The sequence below is a fragment of the Streptomyces dryopteridis genome (assembly GCF_049606955.1).
Lineage (GTDB): Bacteria > Actinomycetota > Actinomycetes > Streptomycetales > Streptomycetaceae > Streptomyces.
The window spans coordinates 4,395,782-4,413,312 of the sequence record NZ_CP187113.1 but is presented as its reverse complement, the minus strand read 5'-3'; the positions used below and the strand labels follow the sequence as shown (position 1 = coordinate 4,413,312).

Annotated in this window: 7 protein-coding genes; 5 read left to right on the top strand and 2 right to left on the bottom strand. The window is 71.0% G+C overall.

Annotated elements, in window-relative coordinates; translation table 11 throughout:
* Positions 1 to 4: 4 nt before the first annotated feature.
* From ACN20G_RS18870 to ACN20G_RS18855, 4 genes are all read left to right on the top strand, one after another.
* On the top strand, positions 5 to 733 hold the full coding sequence (locus ACN20G_RS18870) for an SCO2322 family protein (protein WP_424213966.1): 729 nt from the start codon (positions 5 to 7) through the stop codon (positions 731 to 733).
* 668 nt (positions 734 to 1,401) lie between these two features.
* The gene (locus ACN20G_RS18865; RefSeq protein WP_424215575.1) at positions 1,402 to 2,562 is read left to right on the top strand and encodes an energy-coupling factor transporter transmembrane component T; all 1,161 of its coding nucleotides are present in this window, start codon (positions 1,402 to 1,404) and stop codon (positions 2,560 to 2,562) included.
* Complete coding sequence (locus ACN20G_RS18860; RefSeq protein ID WP_424213965.1) at positions 2,559 to 4,283, top strand: ABC transporter ATP-binding protein; 1,725 nt, start codon at positions 2,559 to 2,561, stop codon at positions 4,281 to 4,283. Before ACN20G_RS18865 ends, ACN20G_RS18860 begins: the two co-directional genes overlap by 4 nt.
* Positions 4,280 to 5,098, top strand: coding sequence for an ECF transporter S component (locus ACN20G_RS18855; RefSeq protein ID WP_424213964.1), 819 nt, complete (start codon positions 4,280 to 4,282; stop codon positions 5,096 to 5,098). Before ACN20G_RS18860 ends, ACN20G_RS18855 begins: the two co-directional genes overlap by 4 nt.
* Before the next feature lie 15 nt (positions 5,099 to 5,113).
* On the opposite strand, the gene ACN20G_RS18850 is transcribed toward ACN20G_RS18855, so the two are convergent.
* The gene (locus ACN20G_RS18850; protein ID WP_424213963.1) at positions 5,114 to 5,422 is read right to left on the bottom strand and encodes a hypothetical protein; all 309 of its coding nucleotides are present in this window, start codon (positions 5,420 to 5,422) and stop codon (positions 5,114 to 5,116) included.
* Positions 5,423 to 5,564: 142 nt separating this feature from the next.
* Positions 5,565 to 13,679, bottom strand: coding sequence for a ricin-type beta-trefoil lectin domain protein (locus ACN20G_RS18845; RefSeq protein WP_424213962.1), 8,115 nt, complete (start codon positions 13,677 to 13,679; stop codon positions 5,565 to 5,567).
* Between the two features lie 478 nt (positions 13,680 to 14,157).
* Here ACN20G_RS18845 and ACN20G_RS18840 point away from each other — a divergent pair, with 478 nt between their 5' ends.
* Positions 14,158 to 17,400: a DNRLRE domain-containing protein gene (locus ACN20G_RS18840; RefSeq protein WP_424213961.1), complete on the top strand. Its 3,243-nt coding sequence runs from the start codon at positions 14,158 to 14,160 to the stop codon at positions 17,398 to 17,400.
* The last annotated feature ends 131 nt before the right edge of the window (positions 17,401 to 17,531 follow it).

The following is a 17,531-nucleotide window of genomic DNA, read 5'->3' as shown; positions in this document are numbered from 1 at the left end:
CCCCGTGTCCCACACCCCCCGCCCCCACCCCCGCCGCCGCGCGCGCGGCCCGGTCGCCGCCCTCGTGACGCTGACCCTCGGCGCGCTGCTCGCCGTCCTCGCCGCCGCCCCCGCCCTCGCGGTCGGCTACCGGTACTGGACGTTCTGGGACGGCAAGGACGGGACGTGGAGCTTCGCGACCCAGGGCCCGTCCGTGGCCCGACCCGCCGACGGCACCGTGCAGGGCTTCCGCTTCGCCGTCAGCGCCGACGACCCGAAGAACGCCGTCAAGCCCCGGGCCGCCGCCGACTTCACCGCGATCTGCGGGGCCACCCCGGCCGTCGACGGCCGCAAGCGGGTCGCGCTCGTCATCGACTTCGGGGTCCCCGGCGACGCGCCCAAGGGCGAGACCCCGCCGCACGCCGACGCCCGCACCGCGTGCGCCGTCGTCACCCCCGACGCCACCACCGCCGAGGCCCTCGCCGAGGTCGCCAAGCCGCTGCGCTACAACGAGTCCGCGCTGCTGTGCGCGATCTCCGGCTACCCCGCCAAGGGCTGCGCCGACCCCGTCGACGCCCCCGCCGCCGACCCCTCGAAGGCCGGCGCGCAGGACCCGGCCCCGACGGCGGCCGAGAAGAACGACGCGGACGGGGACTCCGGCGGCCCGGCGGTCGGCCTGTGGGCGGGCCTCGCGGGCGTGCTCGTGCTCGGCGCGGCCGGCCTGTGGCAGGCCCGCCGCCGCCGCGACCGATGACCCCCACACCCCCCGGCCCCACCCCCGAACCGGCCGGGACCGAGCCGACGACACCCGGCCGGACGACCGACCCCGCGGACACCCCGGGCAGCACCCGCGCCACACCGCCCACCAGAGCGGGCGAGACCGCGGGCGCCCCCGGGTCGGCCGGGGACGGGGGCACGCCCGACGCCGCCGAAACCACCGGCACGGGCGCCCCCCGCCCCCCACACCCGACCCCACCCCCCACGAACCCGCAGCCCGGACCGACCGGACCCACCGCCCGGGCCCCGCAGCCCCCGGCAGCCGCCCAGCCCCCGACGACCCCGCCGTCACCCGGGCCGGCCCCACAGACCCCGGCGGGCCCCCGGACCCCGGTGGGCCCGCAGGCCCCGGCGGGCCCGGCGTCGCCCGGGCCGACCTCTCAGGCCCCGGCAGCCCCGCAAACCCCGGCAACCCCGCAGGCCCCAGCAACCCCGCAGACCCCGGCGGGCCCGCCGTCGCCCGGGCCGACCTCGCAAACCCCGGCGACCCCGCAGGCCCCGGCGACCCCGCAGGCCCCGGTGGGCCCCCGGACCCCGGCGGGCCGACCGTCCCGCCCCGCCTCCGCGGGCCGACCGCCCCGCCCCGCCTCCGCGGGCCGACCGCCCCGCCCCGGCTCCGCGGGCCGCCAGGCCCGCTCCGCTCCGCTGGCGACCCGCGCCAACGCCCTGCACGCGGGCGCCTGGTGGCTGTGGGCCCTCGGCCTGGCCACCGCCGCCTCCCGCACCACCAACCCCGTCCTCCTCGCCCTGATCGTCGCCGTCGCCGGCTACGTGGTCGCCGCCCGCCGCACCGACGCCCCCTGGGCCCGCAGCTACGGCGCCTTCCTCAAGCTCGGCCTGTTCGTGCTGGGCCTGCGCCTGCTGTTCTCCGTGCTCCTCGGCTCCCCCATCCCCGGCAGTCACCACCTCTTCACCCTCCCCGAACTCGCCCTGCCCGATTGGGCGCAGGGCATCCGCTTCGGCGGGCGGGTCACGGCCGAGCAGCTCGTGTTCGCCACGTACGACGGCCTGAAGCTGGCCGCGCTGCTGGTGTGCGTGGGCTCCGCCAACGCCCTCGCGAACCCGGCGCGCCTGCTGAAGTCCCTGCCCGCGGCCCTGTACGAGGCGGGGGTGGCGGTGGTCGTCGCGATGACCTTCGCCCCCAACCTCGTGGCCGACGTGGTCCGCCTGCGCACCGCCCGCCGGCTGCGCGGCCGGCCCACCGGCGGGATCCGCGCGATCCTCCAGATCGGGCTGCCGGTGCTGGAGGGCGCCCTCGAACGTTCCGTGGCCGTCGCCGCCTCCATGGACGCGCGCGGCTACGGCCGCACCGCCGACGTGCCGCCCGCCGTCCGCCACACCACCAGCGCCCTCACCCTCGGCGGCCTGCTCGGCGTCTGCGCCGGCACCTACGGCCTGCTCGCCTCCGAGGGCGCCGGCTACGGCCTGCCGGTGCTGCTGCTCGGCGTGGTCCTGGCCCTGGCCGGGCTGCGCCTGGGCGGCGTCCGCAGCGTCCGCACCCGCTACCGTCCCGACCGCTGGGGCGCCCGCGCCTGGCTCGTCGCCGGCAGCGGCGCGGCCGTCGCCGCCGCCCTGATCTGGGCGAGCACGGTGGACCCCGAGCCGCTGCGCCCCGGCGTGGTCCCCCTCGTCGTGCCGGAACTCCCCCTGTGGCCGGCCGCCGCGATCCTCCTCGGCCTGCTGCCGGCCTTCGTCGCCCCGGTCCCGCCCCGCCCGGGCGCGGACCCGGCGCCGGAGCCCGCCCCGGAGCCCGTGCGCCGTCCCCTCCGCCCGTCGTCCCCCCTCGCCGAGGAGCCCCGTCGATGATCCGTTTCGAACAGGTCTCGGTGACGTACGACGGCGCGCCCGCGCCCTCCCTCGTCGACGCCGACCTCACCGTCCCCGAAGGGGAGCTCACCCTCCTCGTCGGCCCGTCCGGCGTCGGCAAGTCCACGCTGTTGGGCGCGGTCTCCGGCCTCGTCCCGCACTTCTCGGGCGGCACCCTCACCGGCCGGGTCACGGTCGCGGGCCGCGACACCCGCACCCACAAGCCGCGCGAACTCGCCGACGTGGTCGGCACGGTCGGCCAGGACCCGCTCGCCCACTTCGTGACGGACACGGTCGAGGACGAACTGGCCTACGGCATGGAGTCCCTGGGGCTGCCGGCCCCGGTGATGCGCCGCCGCGTCGAGGAGACCCTCGACCTCCTCGGCCTGAACGAGCTGCGCGACCGTCCCATCGCCTCCCTCTCCGGCGGGCAACAGCAACGCGTCGCGATCGGCTCCGTCCTCACCCCGCACCCGCGGGTCCTCGTCCTGGACGAACCCACCTCGGCCCTGGACCCGGCGGCGGCCGAGGAGGTCCTGGCGGTGCTGCAACGCCTGGTGCACGACCTGGGCACGACGGTCCTGATGGCCGAGCACCGCCTGGAACGCGTGATCCAGTACGCGGACAACGTCATCCTCATGCCCGGACCGGGCCGGCCCCCCGTCACCGGCACCCCGGAGGCCGTCATGGCGATCTCCCCGGTCCGGCCCCCGGTCGTCGACCTCGGGCGGCTGGCCGGCTGGAACCCGCTGCCCCTCTCGGTCCGCGACGCCCGCCGCAGGGCCCCGGAACTGCGCGCCCGCCTCGGCGCCCCCGTCCCCACCCCGGCCCCGACGGCCGCCCCCCTCCCCCCGACGGCGCCCCCGGCGCCGGCCCGTCCCGCCCGCGGCCTCCTCGGCCTGGGCCGCCGGCGCCCCGCGCCCCCGACCCCCGACAGCGGGCCGGACACGACGACCCCGCTGCGGGCGGCGGGCCTGGGGGTCCGACGCGGCCGGGCGGAGATCCTCCGGGACGTGGACCTCACCCTCGCGCCCGGGGAGATCGTGGCCCTGATGGGCCGCAACGGCGCCGGCAAGTCCACCCTGCTCTCCACCCTGGTCGGCATCCTCGAACCGGCCTCGGGCACGGTCACGGTCGGCGGCGCGGTCCCGCACCGCACGAGCCCGGCGGCGATGATCCGCCGCGTCGGCCTCGTCCCGCAGGAACCCCGTGACCTGCTGTACGCGGACACCGTCGCGGCCGAGTGCGCGGCGGCCGACGCGGACGCGGGCGCGACGCCCGGCACCTGCCGCGCCCTGGTCACGTCCCTGCTCCCGGACGTGCCCGACGACACTCACCCCCGCGACCTCTCCGAAGGCCAACGCCTCGCCCTCGCCCTGGCCCTGATCCTCACGGGCCGCCCCCCGCTGATCCTCCTGGACGAGCCCACCCGCGGCCTGGACTACGCGGCGAAGGCCCGCCTGATCACGATCCTGCGCGACCTGGCCGCGAACGGGCACACCATCCTGATGGCGACGCACGACGTGGAACTCACGGCGGAACTCGCCCACCGGGTCCTCATCCTGGCCGGCGGCGACCTCGTCGCGGACGGCCCGACGGCGGAGGTCGTCGTCTCCTCCCCGGCCTTCGCCCCCCAGGTCGCGAAAATCCTCGCCCCCGACCCCTGGCTCACGGTCACCACGGTGAAAACGGCCCTGCACGAGGGGGCGCCGACCTCATGACCCCGATCCCCCCGTCCCCCCGCCCCATCCGCATCGGCAAACGCGCCACGCTGGCCCTGATCCTGGTCACCCTGGTCGGCATCGCGGCCTTCGGCTGGCCCCTGCTGGCCGACCGGCAGTCCGGTCTGGCCCACAGCCAGGACGCCCCGTGGCTGTTCGCGGCCCTGCTGCCGCTGCTGGTCGGGGTGGTCATCGCGACCATCGCGGACCAGGGCATGGACTCGAAGGCGGTCGCGATGCTGGGCGTCCTGGCGGCGGTGGGCGCGGCCCTGCGCCCTCTGGGCGCGGGCACGGCGGGCCTGGAGCCGATGTTCTTCCTGATGGTGCTGAGCGGCCGCGTCCTCGGCCCGGGTTTCGGCTTCGTGCTGGGCTCGATCACGATGTTCGCGTCGGCGCTGCTGACGGGCGGGGTGGGCCCGTGGCTGCCGTTCCAGATGCTCTCGATGGGCTGGTTCACCCTGGGCGCCGGCCTCCTGCCCGCCCCCAACCGCCTGCGCGGCCGCGCCGAACTGGCGGTGTTGGCGGCCTACGGCTTCGTCGCGGCGTTCGCGTACGGCACGATCATGAACCTACAAGGGTGGGTCCTCCTCCAGGGCATGGGCCAGGGCATCAGCTTCCACCCGGGCGACCCCCTGCCCGCGAACCTGGCCCGCTTCCTGGCCTACTGCCTGGCCACCTCGATCGGCTGGGACCTCGGCCGAGCCACCCTCACGGTGGCCCTCACCCTCACCCTGGGCCCGGTCCTCCTGAGAGCCCTGAGAAGAGCCACCCGCCGCGCCAACTTCGCGTGCGCGGCCGAGGGACGGCACTTGTGAGCACCCAGCCGGGGCTCAGTTCGGCCGGACGAGCACGTAATCCGATCTGAAGAATCCGTACTCACCAGGCGTGATCAGGCACGTATAGCAACAACCCGGCAAATCGGACACGGCCAGACCCAGCGCTGTCGCCAAATCCGTGGCGATTTCCTTCTGAATTTCCTCGGGTTTCCCAACAGGGTGGCAGAGAGCCAGGATCCCGCGAACCTCCGCGACCGTCAGCTCCACCCGCACCCCCCGAGAACCTTCCTCGGCGTGGCCGTGCTCCGCCGCGCCTTCCCGCCCACAAAGGGAACAAGTCTCCATCAGATCAGAGTCGTCCATGCGACGCATCCTAGCGCCCCGTCCCCATCCACCGCGAAGGAGCCGGCGGATACGGCGAGCGCCGTCGGCGCGGGAGGTGCCCCCGCGCCGACGGCGCTCGGCTCACGAAATCAGAGACGTTCGATCAAACTGCCGCAGCAGATCACAACACGCTGATCCAGTTTCTCGGCTGACCTGTCTTCTCGTCCTTCCAGATGTAGATGAAGGTCGATGCCGTGTCCTCGGCCGCCAGGTTCATTGCCCGTTGGCAATTCCCACACGGCGCCTTTGTTCCGGTGATTCGCACGGTACCGCCGAAGGGAACAGGGCTGGCCATGAAGAATTCGTCACCCGTGATCACGGTGTCCTTCACCATGGGCGCACCACCGGCGGCGCGGGCCGCGCGGTGCTCAGTGTGCGTGGCAATCCGAACCTGACCCTCCTTCAGAGCCGCTTCGGCAGGAGTGCGAGCACCACTTCGCAACGAATACGAGTCGATGACCGTACCGTGCTCGTCGAGAACCTCCACATCGGCGAAGTGCGTCTTCGGGGTGACTTCGCCACAGAGATCGGGAAGATCCGCGTTGTGTACGAGGACCGGCACACCGGCCGACACCACGTAGTACGTGTGCTTGTCCGAGACCGTGAGGTTGTGGACGACGGCGTCGGCGGCGGTCCAGCGCTCGACCGCCTTGATCTGGACGAACGTCCCCGCACTCGTACGGAGCAGTTGACCCGGGAGCAGGTCCTTGGCGTCCAGCCACTGTCCGAGTTCGGGAACCCAGAACGGGTGACCCTCTGTCGCGACGATCTCGCCGGTCCCGCCCTGCTCCTCCGACGATTCAAAGGTCACGGTGACGAGGTTCTTGCGCCCCTGCCCCGTGATCTCGGCAGTGACGGTCTTGACGTGGTTGCGACCGGTCCGCTCGTCCGTGGCGACGACCTGGTCACCCGCCTTGACATCCTCGATCGCCTTGGTGGTGCCATCCGCCATCAGCACCTTGGTGCCCGGCGCGAAGCTGTTCACCGGACACGAGCCGCCCGACGCCTTGCCCGAGCCGCCGGAGCCACTGGACCCGCCGCCGTTGCGCGCGGTGGCGCCGGACCTGCCGCCGGTGCCGCCACTGTTCGTCTTGCTCTTGCCACCTCCGCCGGAGACGCTCTTGGCCGTCGAAACCTTCGGGTTGGCCTTGGCCTGAGCCTGCTTGTGGTTGGTGTTGCCCGTCTTCTTGGTCTTGTTCGCGGCGGCCTGACTCGCTCTCTTTCTTGCCTCGTCCGCCTTCTTCTTCAGCTGGGCGGCCTTTTTCTTGGCCTCCTCGATCGCCTTCTTCTTCATCTCCAAGGCACGCTTCTCGGCGGCCTTGGCGGTGGCGATGACCTTCTCGGCGACCTTCTTCGCGGCCTTCCAGGCGTCGATGGCCTTGAAGGTGTTGCGGACCGCGTTGAGGACCTTGCCCAGCTTGTAGAGCTTCTTCCAGGGCACCAGGTCCGTGATCACGTCAATGCAGGACCACATGTCACCGCCGAAGCAGCCCATGGCCGCGCCGATACCGGTGAATTCCTTGAGGATGCCCCACGCCGCGCCAAGGATGATGTCGGTGAGGCTCGTGTTCATCGTCGCCTGGGCCTGCGCGACCTGCGCCGCGCTCAGGCCAACGCCCGCGAGGGCGGCCGACAGCTCCGACGGGGTCAGCGACACCGACAGACCCGAGGGGTCCGACAGGGTCACCGGGTTGTTGTGCGCGTAGGTGTAGCCGTTGAGGGCCAGCGGGTCGGCGATCTCCAGGACCGGGTCGGACGACAGGAAGCGTCCGACGACGGGGTCGTACATGCGGGCGCCGAGGATCTGGTATCCGGAGGAAGCGTCCTTCGGCGCGCCCAGGAAGCCCTTGTCGATCACCGCGGCCTTCGTACCGTTCGGGACACCGCGGGTGTTGCCGAACGGATCCTGCTTCGTGACTCGCACGTCCATGTTGGCCGCCATGGCGACCTCGGCGACGGGACTGCCCTGATGGTCGCTCGTGAGTGCCGCCAGCGCCTCACCACCGTTGCCGTACGAGTACCGGACGACGGAGCCGCCGGGAACCGCGTACGAGCGCTGGGTGCTGACCAGAACACCGGCCTTCTGCGTGGTGACCTTGGTCTCGCCGAGGTACAGGGTCGCCTGCTTGCCCGTGATGGTCAGAAGGCGACCTGCCGGGCCGTAGATGTGGCGGGTGTCGTTCTGCGGCTCCCACAGCTGCGCGGCCGAGGTGCCCGCGCAGGTCGCCAGCACCAAGAGGGTGCCGTCCGTGGTCGCCGCACCACTGGTGGCCATGCACAGGCCGGAAGCCTTGTGCGTGAGCTGGCCGGCGGCGTTGCGGGTGAGCTGCTGCGCGGCGGAGCCGTCACAGGTACGGATCTGGAACGCGGAACCGGCGGTGTTGCCGGTCGGCTGCAGGCACCACTCGTCGAGCGCCGACATGGTGCCGAGGTTCGGGTCCGTCTGGTTCGGTGTGGGCGTGAACGTCCAGCGCTGCGCGGCAGTGCCGTTGCACGTGTAGAGCTGGATCGGCTGGTTCGCGGCCGCCACACCGGACTTGACGTCGATGCACTTCTGCGCGGGCCCCACGTACGAGGTCTTGCCGTTGGCACCCGTGCCCGTGACCCGCTCGATCTGTCCGTCGTAGGTCCAGGTGAGCTGCTGCTTGTCACCGCTCGCGGTGGAGGTGACGGACTTGGTTTCGCCGGTCAGGTCGTAAAGACGCTCGGCCTCGGCCGTGATCTGCGCTCCGGCCGGGGTCGTGTACTTCTTGGTGACCTTGGTCAACGTGTGCGGCTGGGCTTTCTCGGCACCCTTGCCGTACCCGTACTCGGTGACGGTGTCCTTCGCCGTGTCGCCGGCGAGATTGCGCTCGGTGAGCTTGGTGCGGTTGCCGAGCAGGTCGTACTCGTACTCCTGCCAGTAGCCGGTCTTGTCCTTGCCCTCCGCGACCGTGACCTTGCCGTCCGGACCCTTCGGGCCGGCCTGGCATGACGCCTGGTCACCCGACGTCCACGCGGACCGCAGCTGACCCAGCGGGTCGTACGCGAAGCACTGACGCTCCTCGATACCGGTCGACCGCTCGCGGATCGACGTGACGTTCCCCGCGGCGTCGTACCAGTACGAGCGGTGGGAGACCAGGTTCCCCTGGACGGTGGCCTGCTCGCCGGTCTGCTCGCGGAAGACCTGCTGGTCCGTGAGCGCACCACTGGCCTCGTCGTACGAGTTCTGTGCCCACACCCGGTACGGCTGGGCGCCGAGGGTGGAACGCAGGACCTGGCCGTGCGGGTCGTAGACCGTTTCGGCCCCGTACCAGTCCTTGCCGGAGATCGATTCCGGCCGACCGTCCTCGTTGTAACGGACGATCATCCGCTCGGAGGCCATCTTGCCGACGGCCGGAATGGTGGCCTCGTCGAGGAGACCGGTGTCCGTGTACTTGTAGTCGTGCGTGTAGGTCGACTGCAGGCCCCAGGTGTCCGCGAGGGACTGCGGCAGCGTCAGCGTGGTCGACGTCGGCTGGTAGTCATCGGTGTACCCGTTGATCTTCTGCGTGTACGCCAGACCGTCGGTGTAGCGGGTTGCGGTGGCGGGGAGGCCCTTGGCGCCCGGCACGGTGTCGTAGGTGAAGTCCGCCAGCAGGGTGCCGGTGGGCCCGTCGAGTCGGTTCTGCGTCGGACGCGACAGGGCGTCGTAGTCCGTCCAGGCCGTGACCCCGCGGGCATTGGTGACCGTGACAGGGCGGTCATATCGGTCATACGTGGTACGGGTGGTACCGGTGTCCGGGTCGGTAGCCGAGGTCTGGCGGCCCGCCGCGTCGAACGTCCACGTCCACGGGTGGGTGTCGTCCGCCGAGTGCCACGCCTTCACCAGGTCGCCGCGGCTGTCGTACTCGTACTTCAGGGACGTGTACGACTGACGTGAGGCGTCGGTGTACGTGTCCACACGGGCGGTTCGCCCAAGGGCATCGGAGTACACCCGGTAGGACGGCGCGCCGGCCGGGTTGATGACGGTCGAGTAGTCGAGGCCGTACTCATAGCGGGTGGCCCGCTCAGGCTTGTCGACACCGTTCAGAACGGGAAGTTCCTGCTGGACCCGTCCGAGGTTGTCGTACGTGTACCGAGTGACGTTCGGCATCGTGGTGTCGGCGAGCGGCGTGAACAGTTCGCCGCTGGGCTTGCCGTCGGCGAGGTAGGCGTTGTTGGTCTGCCAGATCTCACCGGAGCTGTTGTACAGGGTGTCGGTGATCTGACGTCGGCCACCGGGCGATTCTTCCTGGGTCTGCCGCTCGCGCCCCAGCCCGTCGTACAGCGTGACGTCGGTCTCGATCTTGTCGAGGTGGCCGCGGGTGTACGTGGTGACGTACGGCGGCTTGCCCTCGCGCAGGGTGTACTCGGCCCGGAAGTCCGGCACCGTGTGGGTGGCGGCGGAGCGGCCCGGGGCCCATGCCTCGACCATGCGTCCCAGGGGGTCGAAGGTGGAGAGGCTGACGCGGCCGTTGGTGTCGGTGGTCTTCACGGCGACGCCCCGACCCGGCTCGATCTCCTGAGTCTGTTCGTGACCGAGGACGTTCTTCTCGGTGCTCTTGAACACCTGGCCGGTGGCCGGCTCGAAGCCGAACGAGGAAACCCGCCCCTCGGGATCGATGGTCTTCACCACTCGCCCAATGGAGTCGAACTCCACCTTGCCGGTGGCGTCGAAGCCCGTGCCATCGGCCTTCAAACGCCAGGTCTCCGTGGGCTTCGCGCGGGTGTCGGACGCGGGGGACACGCCCCACGCCTTGTTGTCGTACGCCGTGCGCTCACCCGAGACGAGGCTCTTCAGGTTCGCGAAGTCCGCCGCCGCACACGTGGTGGGGCTGGTGAGGACCTGCTTGCTCAGGCCGATGATGTTGCGTTCGGTCTGGTGCAGGTACTCGGAGCGGACGCACGCCTCGTCGCCGTCCTTGCCCGTGTCGCCCAGGGATTCCACCTGGATCGGGAGGCCGTACGTCGGTTCGTACGTGGTCTTCGTCTCCACCGAGCGTTCGGTGCGCTTGTCGTCACCGGTGCCCGAGGACTTGGTGAACGCGCGCTCGATCGGCTCCAGGACGCGCCAGGCCCTCAGGTCGCTGAGCCCGTCGCCGCGTACCCGCTTGGCCAGTTCCACGGCCTGGAGGGTGGTGTAGCTGCGGGAGACCCACTGCTCGGGGGTGGCATCCGGGTCGGTGTAGGAGAGTTCCTCGGCGATGCGGCCGGCGAAGGCCTGGTGGTCCTTGCCGATCTCCGTGCCGGTGATGTCCTTGACCGGGACGTCGTCGCCCAGGCCGCGGTAGTAGCGGGTGACGGACTTCGTCCGCTTGCCGCCGAACTTCGGGTCTTCCAGGCCCGCGTCCTCCGAGCCCTTCACACCGGTGTTGACGGTGGTCTGCTCGAAGCCCGCGAACTGCGAGTACGTGCGCTGGGCCGGCTTGGTGAACTCGGACTCGGCGAGCTTCCAGCCGGGGTTCTTGTACTCGTACCCGGTGGCGTTGGCGAAGGCGCCGTCGACGTTGGGGAGTTCCTCGATCTTCTCGACCACGTACTTGTGGAACCAGGAGATCTGGTCTTCCTTCTCCGGGTCCGGGTGCCAGAAGGTCGGGTAGCACAGGCGCGCGTTCGCCTTGAGCGCGTCCTTGTCCTTGGCCGTCGGCAGGCCGACGCCGGTGGCGCAATCGCCCTCGGGCTTGCGGTAGCTGACGACGGTCTCGCCGCCGTGCTCGTTGATGACGCGGCCGATGCGCAGGCGCGAGAACCCGGGGGTCGGGTCGTTGGCGCCGAGCATGACGCGGTTCGGCATGTCGTCGACGTTGGATTCGAAGCGGACGGCCGGCACGGTGACCTTGGCGTCCGTGGTGCCCTTGCGGCCGTAGCCGGTGCGGGTGATCGACTCCAGCCACAGGGCGGTGTTCGGGCCGGTCTTCAGGACCGGGAACGACTGCTTGAGCTGGTACTCGTCGACGACCTGTCGGGCCTGGGTGCTCTCCAGGCGCTGCGCGGAGGTGACGATGGAGTCGAGGCGCTTGCGCGAGAAGAACGCGGGGCCGGAGTTCCAGCACTTCACCTTCGGGTCCGGCGCGCAGCGCAGGTCGGCGGGGGTGTCGTACCAGATGCGGAACTTGCCCGGGTCCTTCGCCGCGAAGTTCTCGTCGGTGCAGGTGACCCCGGCCTCTTCGAAGCAGCGCTCGGCGGTCTTGAACTGGACCCGGCCGATGGCCTCGGCGGAGAAGATCGACTCCTTCCGCTGGCCGTAGTCGATACGGGTCAGGTAGCCGCCGCGGTCGTAGACGACCGGGGCCTTGAAGTCGAAGTTGCGGGCGTAGTAGTTCGTCTCCTTCTGCCACCAGAAGGTCATGGCATTGCCGTTGACGTCCTCGACGTAGTCGAGGTTGAACCGCCAGCCCTGGACGCAACCGGAGTTCTTCCAGTCGCCCGCCTTGTAACAGGCTTCGCCGGGGTGGTTGCCGTAGACGGGGACGTTGAGGACCGAGTTGGTGACCGGGTCGTCGTCCTTGGTGTCCGGCGTGCCCTTGTCCGACCAGCCCGGGAGCTTGTTGAGGCCGAAGTAGTAGCGGGTGCCGTCCTTGGTGGTGACGACCCAGTACTCGCCGTCGGCGTCGCCGTTCTTCAGGTTGGTGTTCTTGAGCAGCTCGACCTTGGAGTTGTCGCCGTTGGCGGTGGTCCAGGTGTTCTTGCTGTCGTCCCACACCAGCTCGCTGGTGGAACCGCCCAGGGTCAGGGTCGCGTTGTTCGAGCCCCAGCACAGGTCGGCGGTCTTGTGCTCCTTGTTGTTGGAGCCCGCCTTCTGCGAGTCCTGCCGGCAGGAGGTGAAGGTGCGGGTGATGGAGCCCGCGTTGTAGTCCCAGCCCTCACCGATCCAGGAGGACTGGTTGTTGGAGGCGGAGGTGCGGCCGTCGGCGGCCTGCGAGGAGTACCCGAGGCCGATCTTCGGCGTCAGACCGCCGGGGGCCTCGGGGGTCTGCACCTGGTAGGAGTACGTGAACGCGCCGTTGGAGGAACCGGCCGCCCACGAACCCGCGGACTGCAGCGGCGTGGCCGTGTAGTCGCCGGAGGAGGAGGCGCCGGTGTCCATGGCGCCGACGACCTGGCCGGAGCCGGCCTGCGGGCCGGCGTTCAGCGCGGCGGTGCGGCCCTCGGCGACACCGTCACCGGTGTCGACGGTATTCCGGGGCTCGTCGTCCCCTTCGCCGCCGGCGGCCTTCTCGGCCTTCTCCCGCGCATCGCCGTCACCGGTCTCGCCGGGCGCCGGAACCTGCGGGTCCGTCTTCTCGACCGGGGCTTCCGGGGCGGTGGACGGGGCGGCCGGAGCGGACGGGGCCGGCTTCGGGGCGGCGTCGTCGTTCTTCTTCTGCGGCAGCGGCGTGATCCGCTTGCGCGGGCCCGCCTCGCCGAACAGGGAGGCCACGGAGACCGAACCGGTCACGACGCGGCCGGTGGCCGAGTCCTTCGCGGCGGCGTTGCGGGCCTTCTTCGAGGCGGCCGTCTGCACGGTCTTGACCTCGCTGGCCAGACGCTCGAACTTCGGCGCCTTTCCACCCGTCATGGGCGTGGCGCCCTCGGGCTCGGCCGGCGCGCAGTCCCCGCTGTCGGGGGCGGTGAGCACGCACTCGGGCAGCAGGGTGAGGCCGAAGCGGTCGGCGGCCTGCGGGCCGTAGAGGTCCGCGAAGGGCTTGGTGTCCACGGACATCGCCACGGAGGCGGCCGGGTCGGCGGTCTCCGGCGGGGTGACGCGCATGATGAGGCCGGCGACGCCGACCTCCTGCGAGGTCTCCGGGGCCGCGACCGAGACCTGCCACTGGCCGTCGAGCGCGGCCGGGTCGGCGCCCTCGGGAACGCCGAGCGACACGGGCAGGTCGGCGACCTTCACGGACTGACCCGGCGCCACCTCGGTGAGGTCGACGACGCCGACGTCCTGCTGCCAGGGCGTCACGTTCTTCGGCGTGTAGGGCGTGACCGGGACCTTGTCGGCCGTGGTCAGTTCCTTCTCGGCGTTCTCGTTCTGCTCGACCGGCTCCTGCTCGGGCAGGTCGGGGAGCTTCAGTTCACGCTTGAGGCTGTCGCCGGGGATGGCGACGGACTGGGTCGAGAGCGTGGTCACGGTCAACACCGTGGACAACGCGAGGACGACGCCGGTGCGGGCGAGCCGCCGGCGCCGTCGTATGGATTCCGTCACGGGTGGGCCTCCCCGGCCCAGCCATGACAGTGGACTTGCGGCACGCATGCTGCGGCTACCCCCACCAGGACTTCCAACGGATGTGAGAACGCGGGCACCTTCGGTGGGACCCGCGCGGCGCGCGTGAACCCTTCGGGCGCGCGCCGGGGAACTGTCGAACACGTGTCACACGGAGGGCAAGCGGGGCGGGCGATTACGGAGCGTGTGGTTCCGTGATCTGCCTCACGCCACGTATATCGACAAAGCAATACACCCACCCGGTAACGGATATGACAGCCCATCGACCGTTTTATGACCGGCAAATGTCTCACTCCGGGACGAACGGGTCAGCCGAGAGCTTGCGTTTGCCAAGGACTTGCGTCACCCACAGAAAGATCAAAGGACGCGTAACGGATTTATAAAATTCTCATGTGTGGACCACCGGCCCGTCCCGTGTGATCGTGTGCGCGCCTCTGCCCCGCGGTCTGCCGTTCGGGGCTGCTTGTGCTGTCCCCATTCCGCTTGTCCCGCACGGGAGTAGACCGCAGTGAACCTGACCCGCCTGGTCGGCCCCTTCGTACGCACGCGTACGCGGCTGACCGCCACCCTCGGGCTGCTCGTGGCCGCCTTGGTAGCAGCCCTTATGCCCTGGTGGCAGCCTGATTCACCCCCAACTGCCGCCGATACGGGAGCGGGCGAGGCCCGGCAGGCCGCGACCGGCCCGCGAGACGCGAAGGCCGCTGCGACGGAGGCCCGTCGCACCGGCAAGGACGTTCCGGTTGAGACCGAGACGGATGCCACGACGCTGACGTGGGCTCAGCCCGACGGCCGGCTCCGCACGAAGATCTCGGCCCTGCCGCAGCGTGCGAAGACCGTCGAGGGCGATTGGGCGCCGATCGACACCACGCTCGCGAACGACGCCAAGGCAAAGGACGCGAACGGTCTGACCGTCCGTCCGGCCAATGCGGCGCTTCCCGTCCGGTTCTCCGGTGGCTCCACCAAGGTCGCCGCGAGCAAGGGCAGTTCGGCCTCTCCGCAGACCGCGGGCTCCGTTCCGCTGCCCGGTTCGCGTCCCGTCACTCTGCGTACCGTCGAGGACACCCCCAAGACCACGCCCGCCACGCCCGCCGCCGAGGCGCCGACCGTGCTCGCGGAGCTGGAGCTCGGTGCGCACAAGGTTGCCTTCACCTGGCCCGGCGAGCTGCCCGCGCCCGTGCTCCAGGGCCCCCGCGCCCTGTACCGGGACGTGCTGCCCGGCGTGGACCTGCTGCTCGTCGCCCGCAAGGAGGGCGGTTTCGGCCAGGTCCTCATCGTGAAGACGAAGGAGGCGGCGGCCCAGGAGGAGCTGAAGACCCTCTCCTACGGCCTGAAGTCCGACACCGCCGTCTTCCGCCACGACGGGGACTCCCAGCGGATCGCCGTCCTCGACGCCAAGTCCGAGGAGGAGATCGGCTCGGTCCCGACGCCCTTCGCCTGGGACTCCGCGGGCCAGGACCCCGAGAACCCCGACGCGCCGGTCCGCACCGCCGCCGGCAGCACCGCCGAGGTGCTGCGCCTGACCGGCCTGGCCGGCATGGAGCCGGGCGCCAAGCAGGCGCCGCTGCCGATCGACGTCCTGGGTCACAACACCTCGGATGCGACCCTGCGGCTGGACGTGGCCGCGACCGGTCTGCTGACCGACGCCGACACGAAGTTCCCGGTCTTCATCGACCCGACCATGAAGAGCGGCGAGTCCGCGTGGACCACCGCCTACAAGCGGTACCCGAACAGCTCGTACTTCAACGGCACCAACTACAACGACGGCACCGCCGAGGCCCGCGTCGGCCACGAGAACGACACCGGCGGCACCGCCCGCGCGTTCTGGCGGATGGGCTTCGACACGAAGATCAAGGGCGCCAAGCTCACCTCCGCCACGTTCCGGGTGCTGAACAACCACTCCTGGTCCTGCACCAAGCGCGACTACGACTTCAACATCACCAACCCCATCTCCTCCGGCACCACCTGGAACAAGCAGCCGACCTGGTCCACCCTCCAGGAGCGCAAGTCCTTCGCCAACGGCTACAAGACCGGCTGCCCGGACGCGTACGTCGGCTTCAACGTGCTGGACGCCGCCCAGAAGGCCGCCAACAACGGCTGGGGCGACATCACCCTCGGCATGAAGGCGATCTCCGAGGGCGACACCTACACCTGGCGCAAGTTCAAGGCCGACACCGCCGAGCTGGAGGTCGTCTACAACCGCGCCCCGGCCACCCCCGGTGACGCGACGACCAACCCCGGCGGCGCCTGCGTCAAGAGCCCGGCCACGAACGTCGTCGCCAAGGCCAACCTGGTCCTGAAGGCGAAGTCCTCCGACGCCGACGGCAACCTGTCGAAGATCCGCTTCCGGTTCTGGAAGGACGGCACCGCTCGTCCGGCCACCGGCACGGAGGTCACGACCCTCTCCGACGGCACCGCCTCCACCACCGTCGTCTCCACGAACCTCGTGGACAAGGGCGTCTACAACTGGGACGTGGAGGCCGTCGACTCCGTCGGCGTCGCCTCACCCGTGTTCCCCGGCGGCGGCGTGTACTGCCGCGTGACCGTCGACGCGTCCGGCCCGCCGGCGCCCGAGGTCAGCAGCGACGTGTTCAAGGAGGCCACCCCCGACGGCGCCACCTGGGCCACCGTCCGCTTCGGCCAGACCGGCCCGGTGAAGTTCAAGGCCGAGGGCGCGGCGAAGTTCCGCTACTCCTTCGCCGGCCTGAACATCAAGGAGGTGGCCGCCGTCAACGGCGAGGTCACCATCCCCGACCTCAAGCCCACCCACTCCGGCCCGGTCGCCCTGCTGGTGAACGCCGTGGACTCCGTCGGCAACCTGAGCCAGCGCACCAGCTACACCTTCTACCTCCCGCCCCGGCAGGAGGCCGACGGCCCCGGTGACCTGGGTGGCGACGGCCGCGCCGACATGCTCGCCATCGACGCCAAGGGCGACCTGGTCACCTTCCCGGCGGACGAGAAGGGCGAGATGTTCAGCTCGCTGGCAGCCTCGTACACCACGGACGGCACCCTGAACCCGAAGGGCCACTGGTTCGACCCGGCCACCGGCAAGACGGCGCTGATCACCCACCGCAGCGACGTGTACCCGGGCGACGGCACCACCGACCTCTTCGCCCGCACCCCCGACGGCGGCTTCTGGATCTACCCGGGCGACGGCTACGGCAGCTTCAACGTCGACAAGCGCGTCCGTGTGAAGGTCCCCTCCGACGTCCCGAACCCGTCCGAGTGGACGCAGATCATGGCGGTCGGCGACCTGACCGGCGACAAGCGTCCGGAGCTGTTCCTGCGCACCGGCGCCGCCATGTGGGTGCTGGAGGGCTACACCGGCGGCGCCTTCGGCAAGGCCACCCTCCTGAACGACGGCTACTGGACCGACGCCCTGCGCGAACTGGTGGCCATCGGTGACATCGACCTCGACGGCAAGGCCGACCTGGCCTGGCGCAGCCCCGAGAGCGGCACCATGTACCTCCGGTACGGCAAGCCCGGCACCGCCGCCGGCAGCACCGATCTGACGTCCCTGGCCACCGCGGGCGGCTCCCGTGACGGCAAGGACATCACCTACGGCGTGCAGTGGACGAAGGCGACCTTCCCCCTCGTCCTGAGCACCCCGGACATCAGCGGCGACGGCATCCCCGACATCTGGGCCAAGGCCAACGGCCAGGTCTGGGTCTACCACCCGGGCAAGACCGACACGGGCCCCAACGTCCAGGCCGTCCTCGGCCCGGAGTGGTCGGGCCTGAAGGCCCTCGGCTGATCCCGAACACCCACGACACCGCACGGCCGGACCCCGGCGGCCTCGGCCGACATCGGCGTCCGGCCGTGCACACTCACGGACGGGGAGGAGCCTTCACGGCGCCTTCCCGTCCGGGGTTCTTCCACACAAGC